Raw genomic sequence first — 19947 nt, forward strand, 5'->3', positions numbered from 1 at the left:
TCAGCCGTTGCGGTAGTAGCGGCTCGCGCCCGGGTGCAGCGGGATCGGGTCGGTGCCCGGCGCGCTCTCCCGGGTGAAGTTGGCCGCCTCCGGATGCACCTTGATCAGCTCACCCTGGTACGTGAAGAGCAGCCGGGTCAGGTCGTACGCGAGTTGGTCCGGCATGTCCGCCCGTACCAGGATCACGTTCGACACGGTGATGGTCGGGGTGGCGGCGGGCGTGCCGTAGACCTCCTTCGGCAGCGTCGACGTGGTGTAGACCGTGCCGTAGCGGGCGGCGAGCGGCTCGATCAGGTCGGCGATGGGCAGCAGCCGGAACCGGCCGGGCGCGCTGGCGAGCAGGTCCTTGATGCCCGGGGTGGGCAGGCCGCCGGAGAAGAACATCGCGTCCAGGCTGCCCGCCCGCATCCGCTTCGCCGTCTCAGGCAGCGACAGGTTGAGCCGCTGGATGTCCCGGTCCGGGTCGATCCCGGCGGCGGTCAGCAGCCGCCCGGCGATGATGTCCGTGCCGGACTTCGGCGAGCCGGTGGAGATCCGCTTGCCGCGCAGCTGGGCGAAGGTGCCGATCTTCCCGTCGGCCCGGACGATCACGTGCGTGTAGTTGCTGTAGATCCGCGCGAGGGCCCGGACCGGCTGCGCCTGCCCGTCGAACGCGCCCCGGCCGGCGACCGCGTCCGCCGCCGTGTCCGCCAGGCTGAAGGCGATCTCCATGTCGCCGCCGGCCAGCCGGTTGATGTTCTCCACCGAGGCGCCGGTCGGCTCGGCCCGGGCCTCGTAGCCGGTCAGGTGCCGGCTGATCACGTCGGCGTAGCCGCCGCCGAACTGGTAGTAGACCCCGGTGGTGTTGCCGGTGGCGAGGAAGATCCGCCCGCCGTGCCACGCCTGCGGACCGGCCTGCGCCGCGCCGCAGCCGGCGACGACGACGGCCAGCAGCAGCGCGGCCACCAGCCGCAGGGGGCGGCGGATCACCGTCGGGCCGCCGGTTCCAGGGCCTCCGCCACCCGCTGGACCAGCGTCGCCGTCTCGTAGCCGATCTGGCCCAGGTCGCAGCCGGGGGCGGCGAGCACGCCGAGCAGCGCCCGCTCGCCGACCGCCATCACCAGCAGCACGCCGCCGTCCATGTCGACGATCTGCTGGCGTACCCGGCCGGCGGACATCAGCCGGGCGGCGCCCACGGTCAGGCTGGCCAGGCCGCTGATCACCGCGGCGAGCTGGTCCACCTGGTCGGAGGAGAGGTCCGGCGAGGCGGCCAGCCGCAGCCCGTCCTCGGACACCGCGAGGGCGTGCGACACGTCGGGCACCTGCTCGGCGAAGTTCGCCAGCAGCCAGTCGAGTCCGGCGGTCACGGATGGGGTCATTGGGTTCTCCCGGTGGGTGTGGTGTGCGGGGCACGGCGCGTCGCGCTGGCCACGCCCTCGGCGAGGGCGGACAGGCGGGCCCGTACCACCTCGGGGTCGAGCAGGTCCGCCTCGGGGCGGGGCGGCGCGGCGGTGGTGGGCAGGGGAGCGGGGAGCTGGCCGCCCCGGGTGCGTCGGGGCAACCCGGCCGCGGTGGTCTGCGGCAGCGGCGGGGCGTCCGCGGGGCGTACCCGGGCGGCGCTGGGCGCCAGCACCGCGGCGCCGGGCGGACGCACGGCGGCCACGCCTCGGACGTGGCCGGTGCCGGCCGGCGCGGCGCCGGCCACCGGCATCGGGACGGCGGGCGCGGCGCCGGCCACCGGCATCGGGACGGCGGGCGCGGCGCCGGCCACCGGCATCGGGACGGCGGCGGTCCGGCCCAGGGCGGCCGGGGTGGGCGGGGTGGTGACCAGGTCGCGGCCGCCGGCGCGGGGCCGGAACCAGGGCGCGCCTCGGCCGGTGAGCTGGCGGCGGGCGGCGGCCGGCCGCCGGGTGACCGACTCGACCCGGGTCAGCGCGGCCTCGGGCACCTCCACCTGGGCGACCGTGCCGCTGCCCGTGTGGTGCAGCTGCACCCGGATCCCGTGCCGGGCGGCCAGGTGCGCCACCACGTGCAGGCCCATGCTGCCGGCCGCCGCGCTGGAGAGCGTGGCCGGGGAGGCGAGCCGCTCGTTGACGGTCGCCAGCCGGCTCTCGCTGATGCCGATGCCCTGGTCGTGCACCCGCAGGGTGAGCCCGTCGACGGTACGCCGGCCGTCCACCAGCACCGCCGAGTCGGGCGGCGAGTAGACGGTGGCGTTCTCCAGCAGCTCGGCCAGCAGGTGCACCAGGTTGCCGACGGCCGCGCCGTGCACCGCCGCGGTCGGCACGTCCACCTCCACCCGGGGGTAGTCCTCGATCTCGGAGGCCGCGGCCCGGACCACGTCGTCGAGCAGCAGCGCACCCTCGTGCCCCCGGCCCGGCTCACCACCGGCGAGGACCAGCAGGTTCTCCCCGTTGCGGCGCAGCCGGGCGGCGAGGTGGTCCAGCGCGAAGAAGCGTTCCAGCGCGTCCGGGTCGGTCTCCTCGCGCTCGAACTCGTCCAGCAGCCGGAGCTGGCGGGTGATCAGGGTACGGATCCGCCGGGCCAGCGCCTCCGCCATCCGGGTCACGTCCAGCCGCAGCTCGGCCTGCTCGCCGGCGAGCCGCAGCGCGGCCTTGTTGACCGTGTCGAACGCCTCGGCCACCTGGGCCACCTCGTCCCGGCCCCGCCGGATGCCCTCGGTCAGCCGGGTCGCCGTGCCGTCCCCCGAGGAGCCGTCGCCGGCGGCGATCGCGGTGATCCGGTCCGGCAGCTCCCGGTTGGCCATGGTGAGCGCGGCGACCCGCAGTCGGCGCAGCCGGCGGCTGGTCCGGACCGCCAGCAGCACGGCGGTGACCAGCGAGCCGAGCGCGACCGTGCTGGTCGCGGTGGCGGTGAGCAGGGCCCGCTGCCGGGCGGTACGGGCCAGCGCGGCGGCGTCCCGGTCGAGTTCCTCCGACAGTTCCCGGCCGAGCAGGTTGTACCGGCGGATCGTCCCGCTCTGCGCCACGTACCAGGCGTCGCCGTCGGTCTTCAGCGACTCCGCCGAGCCGTCGGTGTCCAGCACGGCGTCCCGCATCCGGCGGGCGGTCTCCACGTCGCCGCCGCCCACCAGCCGGTACCAGGCGGTGTGGGCCGCGCCGGTGGCGATCCGCAGGAACTCGGCCTGACGCTGTTCCCGGGCGCCGCGCAGCCGGCCGAGCCCGGCCAGCTCGCCCGGGGCGAGGGTGCCCCGGACGAAGACGCCGCGCAGCAGGTCCCGCTCCAGGGACGCCAGGTGCTCCTGGGCGGCCACGGCCGCCACCTCCCGGGCCGCGTTGGCCAGTTCGGCGTCGCGCAGCTGGGCCGGGAGCGCGTCGGCGACGGCGAGCAGCGACTCGACCAGCGACACGTACGTCGGGTCGGCGCTCTCCCCGCCCAGCGCGAGCCGGCGGTTCGGGCCGAGCTGGTCGAGCTGGCCGGCGGCGTCGTTCAGCACGGGTTTCAGGTCCGGCGCGGCGCGGCCGGCCTCCGCGCTGGCCGTGCGGTACCGGTCGACGGCGGTGTCCACCCGGCGCCGCTGGGCGTCCACCAGCGGCCGGCCGGACGTACCGCCGCGCTGGCGCAGCGCCGCCGTCTCGCCCAGCTCCCGTTCCAGCTCGTGCACCAGCCGCACGGTGGCGGTGGCGGTGCCGGCGAGCACGCGGGCCCGGTCGGCGTCCCGCGACGCGTCGAGCGCGGCGTCGGTCTGCGCGGCGCCGAGCACGACCAGGCCGACCGTGGCCACCAGGATCGGCGCGAGCAGCTGGGTGCGCACCGACCAGAGGTGTTCGGCGCGGTTCGCGGTGCGATGGTGCCGGCGTACGCGGGCCGGACGGGGGAGCGGCACGGGATCTCCCGGATCGGGGGTCGGGGTGCCGGGCCCGGACGACGGGTCGTCCGGGCCCGGCGTCGTGGGATCAGTTGGCGCCCAGATCCTTGAGCGCCTTCTCCGCCCCCCGGTGCAGCTTCACCGGGTCGGTCTTGCGGGCGTTCTCCAGGCTGATGCCCTTGGCGGCCGGGTTGGCCTGGGCGAGGGCGTCCTTCTTCTCGAAGACCGTCCGGGTGATCGCGCAGGCCACGTTGGCGTCCAGGTTGTCCCGGACCAGCAGCACGTTCGGCACCACGATGGTGGGGGTGTCGGCGGCCGTCTTGTACACGTCCTTGCCGATGGTGCCGGCCTGGTACGCCGGGTTGAGCTCGGTCATCTTCGGCAGCAGCGGGCTGATGTCGATGAACTTGACCTTGTCGCCGGCGGTGGTGAAGAGGTCGGTGACCCCGCCGGTGGGCACGCCGCCGGACCAGAAGAAGCCGTCGATGCTGCCGTCCTTCATGCCGTCGACGGTCTTGGTCAGGTCGAGGCGCTGCGCCTGGATGTCTTTGGCCGGGTCGAGGCCGGCGGCGGTGAGCAGCCGGTTGGCGATCACCTCGGTGCCGGACTTCGGCGAGCCGGTGGAGATCTTCTTGCCCTTCATGTCGGCGACCGAGGTGATCCCCGAGTCGGCCCGGACGACCACCTGCGTGTAGTTGTCGTAGATCCGGGCGAGCGCCTGCACCGGCTGCGGCGAGCTGAAGCTGCCCTTGCCCTGGACCGCGTTGACGGCGGTGTCGAAGAGCGAGAAGGCGACGTCGTACTGGCCGGCGACGAGCTGTTCGATGTTCTGGACCGAGGCTCCGGTCTCGGCGGCCGTCCCGGTGAGCTTGCCGTCGGTGGCTCCGGAGAGCTGGCCGGCCAGGGCGTTGCCGACCACGTAGTAGACCCCGGTGGCGTTGCCGGTGGCGATGCCGACCCGGGTGTCCTTGGTGACCTTGCAGGTGATCTCGCTGGCGGCGTCGTCGGTCGCCGCGCCGTCCTGACGGCCCCCGCATCCGCCGGCACCGGCCACGACCAGGGCCAGCGCCCCGATGCCCGCGGCGATCCGCACGTCGATCCGTCTCACTCTTTCTCCTCCCGATGGTCCACCAGTTGGGTCGACGCGCTGCCGGCTCGTCCGGCCGAGGCGCGTCGGAACAGCACGCCCGCCACCGTCAGCGCGGCCAGGACGGCGCCGATCGTGACGGGTACGGGTTCGAGTCGGAGCAGCACCAGCCCGGCGATCGCGCCGAGGATCCGCTCCGGTACGCCGGCCGGCCCGACTCCGGGCAGCCAGCCGCCCGCCGCCACCGCCAGCAGGGCCACCCCGACCGCGGAGACCACGCCGGCCAGCGCGATCCGGGCCGGCCCGCCGATGCCGAGCAGCCCCAGGCCGGTCGGCGTGATCACGAAGGCGATCGGGATGAGGTACGCGGGCAGGGCGTATCGCAGGGTCTGCCACATGGTCGGGACCAGCCGGCCGCCGGTCACCGCGGCGGCGGCCACCGCGGCGAGCGCGGTCGGCGGGGAGACCTCGGACAGCACCGCGAAGTAGAAGACGAACATCGCCGCGGCGGGCGCGGCGACGCCGAGGTTGAGCAGCGCCGGGCCGATGATCACCCAGCCGATCACGAAGGAGGCGGTGACCGGCACGGCCAGGCCGAGCAGGGTGAGCGCGACGGCGGCCAGCAGCGCGGTGAGCGCCAGCACCACGGCCGGCTCGGAGCTGACCGCCTGAGCCCCGCTGACCAGCAGCGCGGCGGCCTGCGGGCCGAGGCCGGTCTTGGTGGTGGTGGCGGTGATGATGCCGGCGGCGGCGCAGACCGCGGTCACCGCCAGCACCCCGCGTACGCCGCCGCTGAGCGCCTCGACCAGCCGGGCCGGGGTGAGCCGGTGCCGGCGGTCCAGGAAGGACAGCGCGGCGGCCAGCACGGTGGCGATCACCACCGCCCGGACCGCCGAGGCGCCCGTGGCGAGCACCACGATGATCACGATGAGCGAGAGGAAGTGGTAGCCGAAGCGGGCCAGCAGCCGCCAGGCCGAGCCGGTGGCGAGCACCACGGGGCGTACCCCCGAGCGCCGGGCGTCGATCTCCACCGAGAGCAGGATGCCCAGGTAGTAGAGGATCGTCGGCACGGTGGCCCAGCCCAGCACCTGGAGGTAGGACACGCCCAGGTACTCGGCGATGATGAAGGCCGCGGCGCCCAGCGTCGGCGGGGAGAGGATCGCGCCGACGCCGGCGGCGGCGAGCATGCCGCCGGCCCGCTCGGGCGGATACCCGGCGCGGCGCAGGATGGGCCAGGTGACCGCGCCGATGCTGACCGTGGTGGCCGCGCCGGAGCCGGAGACGGTGCCGAGCAGGAAGCCGGAGGCGACCGCCGTCCGCCCCGGGGCGGTGCGGGAGCGGCGGAACGCGGCGGCGGACAGCTCGACGAAGAAGCGGCCGGCCCCGGAGAGGTCCAGCACCGCGCCGTAGATGGTGAACAGCACGATGTACGAGGCGGCCACGTCCAGCGGGGTGCCGTAGAAGCCGCTGTCGGAGTTGTAGAAGGCGTCGACGAGCTGGTCGAAGTCGAGCCCGGCGTGGGCGACCGGCCAGGACTGCGGCAGCAGCCCGCCGTAGTAGCCGTAGCCGAGGAAGAGCAGGCAGACCGCCGGGAGGATCCAGCCGGTGGTGCGCCGGCACGCCTCCAGCAGCAGGAGCAGCAGCACGGTGCCCATCGCGACGTCCACCGGGTCCAGCAGGCCCTGCCGGTCGAGGAAGGCGTCGTACCCGCCGCCGCCCGCGCCGATGGTCACCGGCAGCACCGGGTAGAGGCAGCTCACCAGCGCGGCGAGGGCCAGCGCCCAGTCGACCGGGGTGGGCCCGGTCCGCTCCGCCGGGGCGGTCGCCGTCCGCCGGGGCCAGGGCAGCCGCACCCCCGAGGGGTACGCCAAAAAGACCATCGGCAGCACGCCGGCCAGGAAAATGATCAGGTAGTACTTGCTGCCCTGCGGAAGCGGAAAGAAGACCTGCCAGAGGGCGAGCAGCGCAATGGCGACGGTGGCGCCGGTGAACAGCAGCCCGACCGGTCCGGACAGGACGCGGCCCGGTTTCTCGTCCTCGAACTGGGCGGCGAGTTCCCGGGTGTCGTGGTGCGCGGCGACCGGCCCGTCGTCGGCCCAGACCGGATCGCCGACCGTCCCGTCGTCGGGCGGGAGCGGGACCGGAGCGGCGTCCACATCGGAGGCCGGGCTCGGCACGCCGGCTGGTCGGGGCGTCGGAGGGGAGCCGTCGGGGGAACGCACGTGCGACACGAGGGGGCACGATACGCGAATCACGTACACCATGGGAACATTGGTGATTGCGATTGCAGTACGTGACGGAAATAGCGCTCCCATTACTCAGCGCACTCGTATTCGGAGTGGTTTTCGCAATGCCCCGAAGAAGAATGCGGTTCACTTCTTGAATCACGGAGCGTCCGAAAAGGATCCGTCCTTGATGCCCGGTTGATCCGGCATTGCGGCGACTCGACGCGGCGGGTCGCCGTTAACCGGTCGAGCCTGTCGGACCGGACGGCTAGGGTCGGCCGGTGACCACAGCGCAGCCACTCATCCAGGCCCGCGGGCTGGTGAAGCGGTTCGGCGACTTCACCGCCGTCAACGGCATCGACGTCGAGGTGCGCCCCGGTGAGGCGTTCGGCTTCCTCGGGCCGAACGGCGCCGGCAAGTCCTCCACGATGCGGATGATCGGCTGCATCTCCCCGCCCTCCGGCGGCGAGCTGCGCATCCTCGGCATGGACCCGGTCCGCGAGGGGCCCGCGATCCGGGCCCGGCTCGGCGTCTGCCCGCAGCTCGACAACCTCGACCCCGAGCTGACCGTCGGGGAGAACCTCACCACCTACGCCCGCTACTTCGGCATCCCGCGCCGGGTGGCCCGCGAGCGGGCCGCCGAGCTGCTCGACTTCGTCCAGCTCGCCGAGCGGGCCGAGAGCAAGGTGGAGCCGCTCTCCGGCGGCATGAAGCGCCGGTTGACCATCGCCCGCGCGCTGGTCAACAACCCGGAGATCGTGCTCCTCGACGAGCCCACCACCGGGCTCGACCCGCAGGCCCGGCACCTGGTCTGGGAGCGGCTGTTCCGGCTCAAGCAGCAGGGCGTCACCCTGGTCCTCACCACGCACTACATGGACGAGGCGGAGCAGCTCTGCGACCGCCTGGTGGTGATGGACGGGGGCCGGATCGTGGCCGAGGGGTCGCCGCGCGCCCTGATCGAGGAGCACTCCACCCGCGAGGTGGTGGAGCTGCGCTTCGCCGCCGAGTCGCAGGAGGCGTTCGCCGGCAAGCTGAGCGGGCTGGGGGAGCGGGTCGAGGTGCTGCCCGACCGCATCCTGCTCTACGTGGCCGACGGCGACGCGGCGGTGGCCGACGTGGCCGCGCGCGGGCTCGTCCCGGCCAGCGTCCTGGTCCGGCGCAGCAGCCTGGAGGACGTCTTCCTCCACCTCACCGGCCGCACCCTGGTGGACTGATCACCGGGCTCTGGCCCAGGTGACGAAGCGCTCCGTCAGCCCTTGCGGGGCGACGCCGCCGTGCAGGGGGGTGAGGTCGGTCATGGCCTCGCCCAGGAGCGTGCCGAGGTAGATCAGCAGGGCGATCCGATCCTCCCGGTACTCCCCGAGCAGCGCCAGCCGGGCCGGGGAGCACGGCCACGCGGCGCCGCACACCCGGCAGCGCCAGGACGGACGCGCCGCGACGTGCGGGCGGTAGCGCGGCATCAGCGCGTGCCCTCCTCGCCGCGACGCGGCGACGGCACCCCGCGACCGCCGTTCGCCCGCCACTCCTGCGCGCGGGTCAGCCGGCCGGGGCGGCCGGGGCGGTCGACCGGGAGGGCCTCCGTCGGTGCGGTCGCCCACGCCGGGCGCTCGCTGGGCGTGCGCGGGGGGAGCGGGGCGGGCGGTGCCGGGCGCTGGCAGCGCCAGAATCTGAGTCGCATCGAGGTCGGCCTCCGTCGCAGGTGGGATGGGGGCGCCCACGCACCTCGTTGTGCGCAGGCGCCCCCGGGCCTGGTTCCGCCCGCCGTCCGATCCCGGGAGCGGTTCCGCTGCGTGACAGTCTGCTGAGGACCCGACTACGGTGGGAGGTCCCGCGCGCCGACGACCAGCGCGTATGGCGGCCCATCCCAGGCGGTACGAAGATGTACGGAGGCTGTCCGTGGAACTGTCGTCCATGTTGGACCACTTCGCGGAGGAGCTACGGCTCGCCCGGGCCACCAGCGGCATGTCCCAGACGGCGCTGGCCGAGGCGCTGAGCTATTCGGGCGCCCTGGTCGCCAAGGTGGAGACCTGCGAGCGCCGGCCGAGCCTCGACTTCGCCCGCCGCTGCGACACGGTGTTCGGGGCGGACGGCCGGTTCGAGCGCATCCAACGCCGGATCAGCCGGGAGACCGTGGTGCCCTGGTTCCGCGACTGGGCCGGCATCGAGCAGGAGGCCACGGCACTCCGCTCGTTCGAGCCGCTCTATGTGCCCGGCTTGTTGCAGACCGGGGAGTACGCCCGCGCCATCCTGGTCGGTGCTGGCTTGTTCGCGCCGGATGAGATCGAGCAGCAGGTGTCCGCCCGGATCGACCGCCAGGGGGTGCTCATCCGCGACCGACCGCCGCTGCTCACCGCCGTCATCGACGAGTATGTGCTGCGCCGGCGGATCGGCGGGCCGGAGGTGATGCGCGAGCAGCTTCGTCACCTGATGAAGCTCGGCTCGACCCTGCCCCGGGTCCGAATCCAGGTCGTGCCGCTCTCGGCCGGTGCGTACCCTGGCCTCGACGGCCCCTTCGTGATCGCCACCCTGCGCGGCGGGGAGGACATCGTCTACCTGGAGGGGCAGCGCCACGGCCAGGTGGTCGACCGAACCGACTTCGTGCAGCAGATGGTCGAGGTGTGGGAGTCGATCCGGGCTGAGGCACTATCGCAGCAGCAGTCCCTCGACCTGATGGCGGAAGTGGCGGAGACATGGACCTGACCGGCGCCCGGTGGCGCAAGAGCACCCGCAGCAACGGTAGCGGCGGCAACTGCGTGGAGATGGCCGGCAACCTTCCCGGCGTGGTGGCCGTGCGCGATTCCAAGGACCCGGCCGGCCCGGTGCTGGCCTTCGCCCCTGAGGCCTGGCGCGCGTTCGTCGCCCGGTTCGCCGGCCGGTCGTAGCGGCCGTCCGCGGCGCTGCGCGTCGCGGCACCCGGGTAACGCCAGCCGCTAACCGAGCGTGACCCGCCGGTGGTCCAGCACTCCGGCACGCAGGGTAATCGGCCCCACATTGCCGGATCATCCCCTCATCCGGCCGCTCCTGCCCGAGAGCGCCGCTGAGCTGGTTCTTCAATGTGGGCCTGGTCCACCGACCACGAACCGTCGCGCTGCCTTTGCTCTGCTGCAGCGGAGGCAACAGTTACGGACCGTTTCTGTTGCCTCCGCTGCAGCAGAGCAAAGCGAGCTGCGAGAGGGGTCGCGCCGGCGGAGGTGGGGTGACGGTCGGTGACCACCGGCTCTGCGGCCGCCGGATGTGTCACCGCGTTGCGGCCGCGTCGGTCGACCGGAAGTTGGCCGGTCGACCTGCCAGCGGCGGGCTCGGGGCGTTGCGCCGGGACGGCAGTTGGGGCGCGTCGCCGAACCGGGCAGCGCGTCCGGGACGTCGGACGGGGCGGGTGGGTGGAGCGCGGGAAAACCGGCGCGACGGTCCCGGGTGGTCCGTCGTAGGGTGGCCGGCGGCCTGTCGTACCCGGGCGGTAGGAAGGCCGGAGTGGGCGGAGAGCGGGGGTGGTCGCGGTGAGCGTGGCGGAGCGGGCCGGGGCGACGGTGCCTCGGGTGCCGGCGCTGGCGGTGCTCGCGCACTACCTGGTCGGCTACCGGCGCACCTGGCGGGCGGGCGTCTTCTCGTCCTTCCTGCTGCCGGTGCTCACCGTGCTGGGCTTCGGCGTCGGCGTCGGCGCGTACGTGGACCAGGGCGTCGGCGGTGTGTCCTACCTGGAGTGGCTGGTCCCCGGCCTGATCGCGTCCACCGCGCTCCAGGTGGCGGTGTCCGAGTCGACCTGGCCGGTGCACAGCAACTTCAAGTGGATCCGGACCTACCACGCCCAGGTCGCCGCGCCGCTGCGGGTCGGCGACATCGTCGGCGGCCACCTCGCCTTCGTGCTGTTCCGGGTGCTCACCAGCGTGCTGGCGTTCCTGCTGGTGACGGCGCTGTTCGGGGCGCTGCGCTCGCCCTGGGCGCTGACCGTGCCGCTGGTGGTCCTGCTGCTCGGCGCGGCGGTGGCCGCGCCGACCTTCGCGTTCAGCGCCGCCGTGCCGAGCGACAGCTACCTGGCGCTGTTCTTCCGGTTCGCGGTGATCCCGATGACCCTGTTCGCCGGGGTGTTCTTCCCGGTGGAGCAGCTCCCGGGCGGGCTGCGCCAGCTCGCGTACGTGACCCCGCTCTGGCACGGCGTGGACCTGTGCCGGGCCGCCACGCTGGGCGTGCCTCCGCAGTGGTCGGTCACCGGTCACCTGCTCTACCTCGCCGCCTGGGCCGCCGCCGGCTGGCTGCTGTCCCGGCGGGTCTTCCGTCGCTCGCTCGTCGTCTAGGGGAGGAAACCGTGGTCGCTCTCGTCCTGCCCCGGCTCGTCGGCTCCGCGGGGGTGCGCCGCTCCGCCTCGGTGGCCGAGCGCAACCTCACCGCGCTGCGCAGCGCCTACTGGCTGGTGCTGCTCTCCGGCTTCCTGGAGCCGGTGCTCTACCTCTTCTCGATCGGCATCGGGGTGGGCGCGCTGGTCGGCGACCTCACCCTGCCCGGCGGCCGGGTGGTGTCGTACGCGGCGTTCGTGGCCCCGGCGATGCTCGCCTCGTCGGCGATGAGCGGGGCGCTGGCGGAGACCACCTTCAACTTCTTCGGCAAGATGAAGTACATGAAGCTGTACGACGGGGTCATCGCGACCCCGGTGCAGCCGTTCGAGATCGCCCTCGGCGAGCTGGGCTGGGCGATGATCCGGGGCAGTCTCTACTCGGCGGCCTTCCTGGTGATCATGGTGGCGATGGACCTGACCACCGCGGTGCGGGCGGCCACCGCCTTCCCCGCCGCGGTGCTGGTCGGCTTCGCCTTCGGCGCGCTCGGCATGACCGTCTCCACCCTGATGCGCAGCTGGCAGGACTTCGACCTGATGGGTTCGGCCCAGTTCACCCTCTTCCTCTTCTCCGGCACGTTCGTCCCGGCCGAGGCCTACCCGGCGGTGCTGCGCTGGGTGGTCGAGCTGACCCCGCTCTACCGGTCGGTGCACCTGATCCGGGGCATCTGCGTGGGGGCGTCCGGCTGGTCGTGGCTGCTGGACCTGGCCTACCTGCTGGTGCTGACCGTCGGGATGCTGGCGCTGGCCTCCCGGCGGATGGGGCGGTTGCTCTACCAGTAGCTGGTTATCCGACCTCGTCGTCGGGGCATGTCACGGGGCACGACGCGACGACGAGGGAGAAGCGATGGCCGCCGAGGAGTCTTCCGCCCGGAACGGGCGTGACCGGGTCCGGCCGGTGGGGCCGGACGACGGGCCGGAGAGCCCGACCGAGCTGTCCGGCACCGGGTGGGTGGCGACGCTCAAGCGCACGGTCAGGGAGTTCCAGGAGGACAGCCTGACCGACTGGGCCGCCGCGCTCACCTACTACGGGGTGCTGTCGATCTTCCCGGGTCTGCTGGTGCTGATCTCGCTGCTCGGCCTGCTCGGCGAGAGCGCCACCAAGGGGGTGGAGGACACCGTCAACCAGGTGGTGCCGGAGGACAACATCCGGCACATCATCACCACGGCGATCGAGCAGGCGGGCCGTTCCGGCGGGCTGGCCAGCATCGCCGCGATCATCGGCCTGCTCGCCGCCTTCTGGTCCGCCTCCGGGTACGTCGGCGCCTTCATGCGCGCCTCCAACAGCATCTACGACGTGCCGGAGGGGCGGCCGGTCTGGAAGACCCTGCCGATCCGGCTCGGCGTGACCGCCGTCATCGGCGTGATGCTGCTGGCCGCCGCGATCATCGTGGTCTTCACCGGCGGTCTCGCCGAGCAGGCGGGCAGCGCGATCGGGCTCGGGTCGACCGCCGTGACCGTGTGGAACGTGGTCAAGTGGCCGGTGCTGCTGGTGCTGGTCAGCCTCATGTTCGCGATCCTCTACTGGGCGTCGCCGAACGCCCGCCAGGGCGGCTTCCGCTGGGTCAGCCCGGGCGGCCTGCTGGCCGTGGTGATCTGGGTGGTGATCTCCGGCCTCTTCGCGCTCTACGTCGGCAACTTCGGCTCGTACAACAAGACGTACGGGGCGCTGGCCGGGGTGATCATCTTCCTGGTCTGGCTCTGGCTCAGCAACGTCGCGATCCTGCTCGGCGCGGAGTTCGACGCCGAGCTGGAGCGCAGCCGGGCGATCGCGGCCGGGCACTCCGCCACCGAGGAGCCGTACGTGGAGCTCCGGGACGATCGCAAGCTGAAGAAGAAGCACAACGCGGCCACCCGCCGCTGACCCGTACGCCCCCGCTCCGCCCCCGCCGCCCGCGCCCGCGACGGGGGCGAGCGTTTTTCTTGATCCACTCCTGCTTTTGCTCAGATTGACAAAAGTTTGGACTGGATCTGCTGAAGCTATGGACACGTCACCCCGAAGCCTCCTACTGTGTCGGACACGACACATCGCCATTGCGTCGATGTGAACGACTCCGATGCGGAGGTGAGTCCCGGTGCGGACAGTCGACCCCCTGCACGTACAGCTCCTGCGACTGCTCCGGGACGAGGGCGCGGTCTCCCGCGCCGAACTCGGCGACCGGTTGCAGATGCCCCGTCCGCGCCTCCTCGCCGAGCTGGAGCGCCTGGTCGGCCTCGGCTACGTCGCCGAGGCCGGGCTGGCCGCCTCGCGGGGCGGCCGGCGGTCCACGCTGGTCGAGCTGAGCCCGCACCTGCGCTTCGCCGCGGTGGACCTGGGCGCCAGCTCGATCGACGTCGAGGTGGTGAACGGCCGGCTGGAACCGGTGGCCGCCTACACCGAGCAGGCCGACATCCGCTCCGGGCCGAAGGTGACCCTCCAGCGGGTCAACGAGCTGCTGCACAAGGCCAAGGTCGACGGGGCGTACGAGCGGCTCGACGCGGTGGGCATCGGCGTGCCGGGGCCGGTGAGCTTCCGGGACGGGGTGCCGGTCTCGCCGCCGATCATGCCGGGCTGGGACCGGTTCCCCGTCCGTGAGCTGCTGACCCGGGAGCACGGCTGCCCGGCGGTGGTTGACAACGACGTGAACATCATGGCGATCGGCGAGCGGCACGGCGGGGTCGCCCACTCGGTGGACGACTTCCTCTTCATCAAGATCGGCACCGGCATCGGCTGCGGCATCTACCTCAACGGCGAGGTCTACCGGGGCACCGACGGGTGCGCCGGCGACATCGGCCACATTCAGGTCGACCCGAACGGTCCGATGTGCTCCTGCGGGAACGTCGGCTGCCTGGAGGCCGTGTTCAGCGGCGCCGCGCTGGCCCGGGAGGCCACCGCCGCGGCCCGCGCCGAGGTCTCCCCGGCGCTGGCCGAGCGGCTGGCGGCCCGAGGTGCGGTGACCGCGCTGGACGTGGCGCAGGGGGCGGCCGAGGGGGACGTCACCTGCATCCAGCTGATCCGGGACGGCGGTCGCCGGGTGGGCAGCGTGCTGGCCGGGCTGGTCAGCTTCACCAACCCGTCGATGATCGTGATCGGCGGCGGGCTGGCCCAGCTCGGCCACATCCTGCTCGCCGAGATCCGGAGCGTCGTCTACCGCCGCTCGCTGCCGCTGGCCACCGGCAACCTCCCCGTGGTCCTCTCCGAGCTGGGCCCGCGCGCCGGCGTCGCCGGCGCCGCGGTGCTCGCCAGCGACCTGGCCTTCGGGGAGGCGGCATGACCACCCCGGAGACACCCATGGACCACGGGGGACCGGCCGAGCACAGCGAGGAGGGCGACGTGACGGAGACGCCGCTGGTGGAGGCCCCCGCCGACACCGTCGCGGGCGAGGTGGTGCTGCGCCTCACCGACGTGGTCAAGACCTTCCCCGGCGTACGCGCGCTGGACGGGGTGCAGCTGGAGGTGCGCGCCGGCGAGGTGCACTGCCTGCTCGGGCAGAACGGCGCCGGCAAGTCCACCCTGATCAAGGTGCTCGCCGGGGTGCACCGGCCGGACTCCGGCGAGGTCGAGTGGCGCGGCCAGCCCGCCGCCTTCGCCAACCCGCAGGCCGCGATGCGGGCCGGGATCGCCACCATCTACCAGGAACTCGACCTGGTCGAGGACCTGTCGGTGGCGGAGAACGCCTTCCTCGGTCACGAGCCGAAGCGACTCGGCTTCGTCCGCCGCGGCCAGATGGCCCGGCGTACCCGGCAGATCCTGGCCCGGCTCGGCCACCCGGAGATCCCGCCCGGCCGGCTGGTCCGGCACCTGCCCGCCGCCGGCAAGCAGATCGTCAGCATGGCCCGGGCACTCTCCCACGAGGCCCGACTGATCATCATGGACGAGCCGAGCGCCGTGCTCGCCCACGACGAGGTGGGCAACCTGTTCCGGATCATCCGGGAGCTCACCGCGCAGGGCATCGCGGTCATCTACATCTCGCACCGGATGGAGGAGATCCGCGAGATCGGCGACCGGGTCACCGTACTCAAGGACGGCCGGACCACCGCGGCGAACCTGCCGGCGCGCGACACCCCGACCCGCGACCTGGTCGCCCGGATGACCGGCCGGACCATCGAGTACGTTTTCCCCGACCGGCCGGCCGAGGAGCGACCCGGCGCGGAGCTGCTGCGGGTGGACGGGCTGACCCGGCACGGCGAGTTCGCCGACGTCTCGCTGACCGTGCGGGCCGGGGAGATCGTCGGCATCGCCGGCCTCGTCGGCTCCGGCCGCTCCGAGCTGCTGGAGACCATCTACGGCGCGCGGCGGGCGCAGGCCGGCACGGTCCGGATGGGCGACCGGACGCTGCGCCCGGGCAGCGTGGGCGCGGCCGTGAAGGCCGGCATGGGGATGGCCCCGGAGGAGCGCAAGAGCCAGGCGCTGCTGCTCGGCGAGCCGATCTACCGCAACGTCACGCTGGCCACCTTCGGCCGGTACGCCCGCCTCGGCTTCACCGACGCCGGCCGGGAACGGGCCGAGGCGGACCGGATCGCGAAGTCCCTCGAACTGCGTCCCCGCGACGTACGCCGGCCGGTGCGCACCCTCTCCGGCGGCAACCAGCAGAAGGTGGTGGTCGGCCGGTGGCTGCTCGGGGACACCCGGCTGCTGCTGCTCGACGAGCCGACCCGGGGCGTCGACGTGGGCGCCCGGGCCGAGCTCTACCAGGTGGTCCGGGAACTGGCCGCGCGGGGCGTCGGGGTGCTGCTGGTCTCCAGCGAGGTGCCCGAGGTGCTCGGTCTGGCCGACCGGGTGCTGGTGATGCGGGAGGGCCGGGTGGTCCGGGAGGCCCCGGCCGGCGACCTCGACGAGAACACCGTGCTCGACCTCGTCATGGCGGGGTCCCTGATGGAAGGCGCGCCGGCATGACCGAGCGATGCGCAGACACCGAACTGTGGACGGAGGCCGCGGCATGAGCGAGATGACACCCACCGCGACGCCGGAGCGGGCGGCGGGGCTGCCGGCCCAGTCGCCGCCGGTCGACCCGGCCGAGACGGCGAAGGCCGAGGCGCCGGCCCGGCTCTCCTGGTGGCGCGGGGACGGCGGGGAGGGCGCCAAGCGCAACCTGGGCCTGCTGGCCACCCTGGTGGTGCTGGTCGTGATCGGCATCCTCACCCGGCCCGACCTCTACGGCAACGCGAGCTGGGTGTGGGGCAACACGCTCACCATCCTCAAGCTCGCCTCGGTGGTCGGCGTGGTCACCGTCGGGATGACCTTCGTGATCATCGGCGGCGGCATCGACCTGTCGGTCGGCGCGATCGTCGCGCTCGCCGGGGTCTGGTGCACCACGGTCGCCACCCAGAGCTACGGCGCCGGCGGCATGATCTTCAGCGCGCTGGTTGTCGGACTGGCCGTCGGCGTGGTCAACGGCCTGCTCATCTCGTACGGGCGGCTGGTGCCGTTCATCGCCACGCTGGCCATGATGGTGGCCGCCCGCGGCCTGGCCGCCGAGATCTCGGACAAGCAGACGCAGGTCTCGAACAACCAGTTCATCAACGGCATCGCCAGCACGAACGTGCTCGGCATCCCGCTGCTGGTCTACATCCTGGCCGCGGTGGTGATCGCCGGCTGGGTGCTGCTCAACCGGACCACGTTCGGCCGCCGCACCGTGGCCGTCGGCGGCAACCCGGAGGCGGCCCGGCTCGCCGGCATCAACGTCCGCCGGCACACGCTGCTGCTCTACGCGCTCTCCGGCCTCTGCTGCGGCATCGCCGCGATCATGCTGACCGCGCAGGCCACCTCCGCCCAGGCGGCGATGGCCAACCTCTACGAGCTGGACGCGATCGCCGCCGCGATCATCGGCGGCACGCTGCTCAGCGGCGGGCGGGGCACCATCATCGGTTCCCTGCTCGGGGTGGTCATCTTCTCCACCATCACCAACCTCTTCGCCATCAACGGCCTCTCCACCGAGGCCCAGAACATGGTCAAGGGCGGCATCATCGTCGCCGCCGTCCTCGTCCAGCAGGTGCAGTTCGGCAGTCTCAAGCAGTTCCTCGCCCGTAACCGGGCCACCACCACCTGATCCCACCGCGCAACCGGCGGCCACCTCGACAGCGACGGTGGCCGGGCCCAGCACACCCTTTTTCACCTCACCACCTCATCAGGAGGCCGTCATGACAACGCAGGGTCGCGACCTGTCGCGCCGCCGGCTGCTCTTCGGCGGGGCCGCTCTCTCCGCCGGTGCGCTGCTCACCGCGTGCACCAGCAACGAGCAGGCGCCCACCGCCGCGCAGACCAAGGCGGCGGCGACCGGCGGCAACGCCGAGCCGGGCAAGAAGGTGACCATCGGCTTCTCCGCCCCGGCCGCCGACCACGGCTGGATCGCCGCCATCACCAACAACGCCAAGGCGCAGGCCGGGGCGTACTCGGACGTGGAGCTCAAGTCGGTGGAGGCCGGCGCGGACGCGGCGGCCCAGCGCGCGGCGCTGTCCACCCTGGTCTCCCAGAAGCCCGACGTGATCGTGCTGCTGCCGCACGACGGCAAGGAGCTCAACGCGTTCGGCCTGGAGGCGATGAAGGCCGGCATCCCGGTGGTCAACCTGGACCGGGCCTTCCCCGACGCGCGGGCCTACCGGCTCCAGATCAAGGGCGACAACTACGGCATGGGGGTGGCCGCCGCCACCTACATCGCCGAGCAGCTCAAGGCCAAGGGCGTCAGCAACCCGGTGATCGGGGAGATCCCCGGCATCGACTCCCTGGAGCTGACCCAGGAACGCTCCAAGGGCTTCGCGGACACCCTCGCCTCGTACGGCCTGAAGGTGGCCAACCGCCGCCCGGCCGAGTTCACCGCCGACTCGGGGCAGCAGGCGGCCACCGGCCTGTTCCAGGCGCTGCCCAAGATCGACGCGCTCTGGAACCACGACGACGACCAGGGCATCGGGGTCCTCGCCGCGGTCAACCAGGCCAACCGCAAGGAGTTCTTCATGGTCGGCGGCGCCGGCTCGAAGAAGGCCATGGAGGACATCAAGGCCGACAACACCGTCCTGAAGGCGACCGTCACCTACAGCCCGTCGATGGCCTCCTCGGCCATCTCGCTGGCCCGGCTCATCGGCCAGAACAAGGGCATGTCCGACCTGGTGGAGCTCCAGGTTCCGAAGGAGATCGTGCTGGCTTCCGAGACGATCACCAAGGAGAACGCGAGCGACTACCTCAAGCTCGGGTTCTGACACACGGGGGGAGACCCACCTTGTCCACTCACGACAACCTCCTGCGGGTCGGCATGGTCGGCTACGCGTTCATGGGCGCCGCGCACTCCCAGGCGTGGCGCACCGTGAACCGGGTCTACGACCTGCCGGCGCGGGTCCGGATGGCGCTCATCTCCGGCCGGGACGGCGGGAAGGTGGCCGAGGCCGCCGACCGGCTCGGCTGGGAGGGGCACACCACGGACTGGCGCCGGCTGGTCGAATCCGATGAGATCGACGTGGTCGACATCTGCACACCGGGGGACAGTCACTGCGAGATCGCTCTCGCCGCGCTGGCCGCCGGCAAGCACGTCCTGTGCGAGAAGCCCCTCGCGAACACCGTGGCGGAGGCCCGGGAGATGGCGGCAGCCGCCGCCCGCGCCCGGTCCGCCGGGGTACGCGCGATGTGCGGGTTCAACTATCGCCGGGTGCCCGCGGTCACCATGATGCGGCAGCTCGTCGCCGACGGGCGGCTCGGCGAGATCCGGCACGTCCGGGCCGTGTACCTGCAGGACTGGATCGTCGACCCGCAGTTCCCGCTGGTCTGGCGGTTGCAGAAGGACAAGGCGGGTTCCGGCGCGCTGGGTGACATCGGTGCGCACATCATCGATCTCACCCAGTTCGTCACCGGACAGCTGATCTCCGGGGTCAGCGCGGCGACCGAGACCTTCGTCAAGGAACGGCCGTTGCCGGCCGGCTCGAGCGGCCTGGCCGCGCAGGCCGACGGCAACGGCCAGGCGATGGGCCAGGTCACCGTGGACGACGCGGCGGTCTTCGTGGCCCGGCTCGACGGGGGCGCGCTCGCCACGTACGAGGCGAGCCGGTTCGCCACCGGCCGCAAGAACGCCCTCCGGGTGGAGATCAACGGCTCGCTCGGCACCGTGGTGTTCGACCTGGAACGCCTCAACGAGCTGGAGTACTACGACGCCACCCGGCCCGCGGCCGAGCAGGGCTTCACCCGGATCCTGGTGACCGAGGCGGAGCACCCGTACATGTCGGCCTGGTGGCCGCCCGGCCACATCATCGGCTACGAGCACTCCTTCACCCACCAGATGCGCGACTTCGTCGAGGCGGTCGCCACCGGCACCGACCCGACGCCGTCGTTCGCCGACGCGTTGCAGGTCCAGCTCGTGCTGGACGCGGTGACCCGCTCGGCGGAGCTGGCCGCGTGGACGGAGGTGGAACCCGCGCTGGCCGAGCTCGCCGCCTGATCCGACGCGGCGCCGGCCGGCGCCGCCCGAGCAGCTTTCCGGAGTCGACCGGCGAGGGCCCGCCGTGGTTGCGCCCCGCGGCGGGGACGAGGTCGACCCCG

The 19947-nt window shown here is 73.0% G+C and carries 17 protein-coding genes; 11 read left to right on the top strand and 6 right to left on the bottom strand.

What is annotated here, in order from left to right:
* From ACZ6S5_RS14060 to ACZ6S5_RS14080, 5 genes are all read right to left on the bottom strand, one after another.
* Positions 1 to 969 carry a TAXI family TRAP transporter solute-binding subunit gene (locus ACZ6S5_RS14060; protein ID WP_466000493.1) on the bottom strand — a complete coding sequence of 323 codons (969 nt, stop codon included), beginning with the start codon at positions 967 to 969 and terminating at the stop codon, positions 1 to 3.
* Positions 966 to 1358: a roadblock/LC7 domain-containing protein gene (locus ACZ6S5_RS14065; RefSeq protein WP_466000494.1), complete on the bottom strand. Its 393-nt coding sequence runs from the start codon at positions 1356 to 1358 to the stop codon at positions 966 to 968. The genes ACZ6S5_RS14060 and ACZ6S5_RS14065 overlap by 4 nt, the downstream gene beginning before the upstream one ends.
* A complete protein-coding gene (locus tag ACZ6S5_RS14070) occupies positions 1355 to 3826 on the bottom strand; it encodes a sensor histidine kinase (protein WP_466000495.1) in 2472 nt (823 codons plus the stop codon). The genes ACZ6S5_RS14065 and ACZ6S5_RS14070 overlap by 4 nt, the downstream gene beginning before the upstream one ends.
* Before the next feature lie 70 nt (positions 3827 to 3896).
* A complete protein-coding gene (locus ACZ6S5_RS14075; protein WP_466000497.1) occupies positions 3897 to 4916 on the bottom strand; it encodes a TAXI family TRAP transporter solute-binding subunit in 1020 nt (339 codons plus the stop codon).
* On the bottom strand, positions 4913 to 7051 hold the full coding sequence (locus ACZ6S5_RS14080) for a TRAP transporter permease (RefSeq protein ID WP_466000539.1): 2139 nt from the start codon (positions 7049 to 7051) through the stop codon (positions 4913 to 4915). The genes ACZ6S5_RS14075 and ACZ6S5_RS14080 overlap by 4 nt, the downstream gene beginning before the upstream one ends.
* Positions 7052 to 7401: 350 nt before the next feature.
* Here ACZ6S5_RS14080 and ACZ6S5_RS14085 point away from each other — a divergent pair, with 350 nt between their 5' ends.
* On the top strand, positions 7402 to 8334 hold the full coding sequence (locus ACZ6S5_RS14085) for an ABC transporter ATP-binding protein (RefSeq protein WP_466000498.1): 933 nt from the start codon (positions 7402 to 7404) through the stop codon (positions 8332 to 8334).
* On the opposite strand, the gene ACZ6S5_RS14090 is transcribed toward ACZ6S5_RS14085, so the two are convergent.
* Positions 8335 to 8580, bottom strand: a complete 246-nt coding sequence (locus tag ACZ6S5_RS14090) for a flavin reductase (protein ID WP_466000499.1) — start codon at positions 8578 to 8580, stop codon at positions 8335 to 8337. It abuts the gene before it with no gap.
* 436 nt (positions 8581 to 9016) lie between these two features.
* Here ACZ6S5_RS14090 and ACZ6S5_RS14095 point away from each other — a divergent pair, with 436 nt between their 5' ends.
* From ACZ6S5_RS14095 to ACZ6S5_RS14140, 10 genes are all read left to right on the top strand, one after another.
* Positions 9017 to 9820 carry a helix-turn-helix domain-containing protein gene (locus ACZ6S5_RS14095; RefSeq protein WP_466000500.1) on the top strand — a complete coding sequence of 268 codons (804 nt, stop codon included), beginning with the start codon at positions 9017 to 9019 and terminating at the stop codon, positions 9818 to 9820.
* Positions 9811 to 10002 carry a DUF397 domain-containing protein gene (locus ACZ6S5_RS14100; RefSeq protein WP_466000501.1) on the top strand — a complete coding sequence of 64 codons (192 nt, stop codon included), beginning with the start codon at positions 9811 to 9813 and terminating at the stop codon, positions 10000 to 10002. The genes ACZ6S5_RS14095 and ACZ6S5_RS14100 overlap by 10 nt, the downstream gene beginning before the upstream one ends.
* A gap of 615 nt (positions 10003 to 10617) precedes the next feature.
* Positions 10618 to 11412 (top strand): ABC transporter permease, encoded by a 795-nt coding sequence (locus tag ACZ6S5_RS14105; protein WP_466000503.1) that lies wholly within the window; start codon positions 10618 to 10620, stop codon positions 11410 to 11412.
* An 11-nt stretch (positions 11413 to 11423) separates the two neighbouring features.
* Positions 11424 to 12230 (top strand): ABC transporter permease, encoded by an 807-nt coding sequence (locus tag ACZ6S5_RS14110; protein WP_466000504.1) that lies wholly within the window; start codon positions 11424 to 11426, stop codon positions 12228 to 12230.
* 64 nt (positions 12231 to 12294) lie between these two features.
* Positions 12295 to 13311 (top strand): YihY/virulence factor BrkB family protein, encoded by a 1017-nt coding sequence (locus ACZ6S5_RS14115; protein WP_466000505.1) that lies wholly within the window; start codon positions 12295 to 12297, stop codon positions 13309 to 13311.
* 211 nt (positions 13312 to 13522) lie between these two features.
* Positions 13523 to 14701, top strand: a complete 1179-nt coding sequence (locus tag ACZ6S5_RS14120) for an ROK family transcriptional regulator (RefSeq protein ID WP_466000507.1) — start codon at positions 13523 to 13525, stop codon at positions 14699 to 14701.
* Positions 14702 to 14718: 17 nt separating this feature from the next.
* Positions 14719 to 16323 (top strand): sugar ABC transporter ATP-binding protein, encoded by a 1605-nt coding sequence (locus ACZ6S5_RS14125; protein WP_466000541.1) that lies wholly within the window; start codon positions 14719 to 14721, stop codon positions 16321 to 16323.
* A 43-nt stretch (positions 16324 to 16366) separates the two neighbouring features.
* Positions 16367 to 17476 carry an ABC transporter permease gene (locus ACZ6S5_RS14130; protein ID WP_466000509.1) on the top strand — a complete coding sequence of 370 codons (1110 nt, stop codon included), beginning with the start codon at positions 16367 to 16369 and terminating at the stop codon, positions 17474 to 17476.
* A gap of 91 nt (positions 17477 to 17567) precedes the next feature.
* Positions 17568 to 18620, top strand: a complete 1053-nt coding sequence (locus tag ACZ6S5_RS14135) for a substrate-binding domain-containing protein (RefSeq protein ID WP_466000510.1) — start codon at positions 17568 to 17570, stop codon at positions 18618 to 18620.
* 20 nt (positions 18621 to 18640) lie between these two features.
* Positions 18641 to 19846, top strand: a complete 1206-nt coding sequence (locus ACZ6S5_RS14140; RefSeq protein WP_466000512.1) for a Gfo/Idh/MocA family protein — start codon at positions 18641 to 18643, stop codon at positions 19844 to 19846.
* Positions 19847 to 19947 lie beyond the last annotated feature (101 nt).

The organism is Micromonospora sp. NPDC051924 (assembly GCF_055586005.1).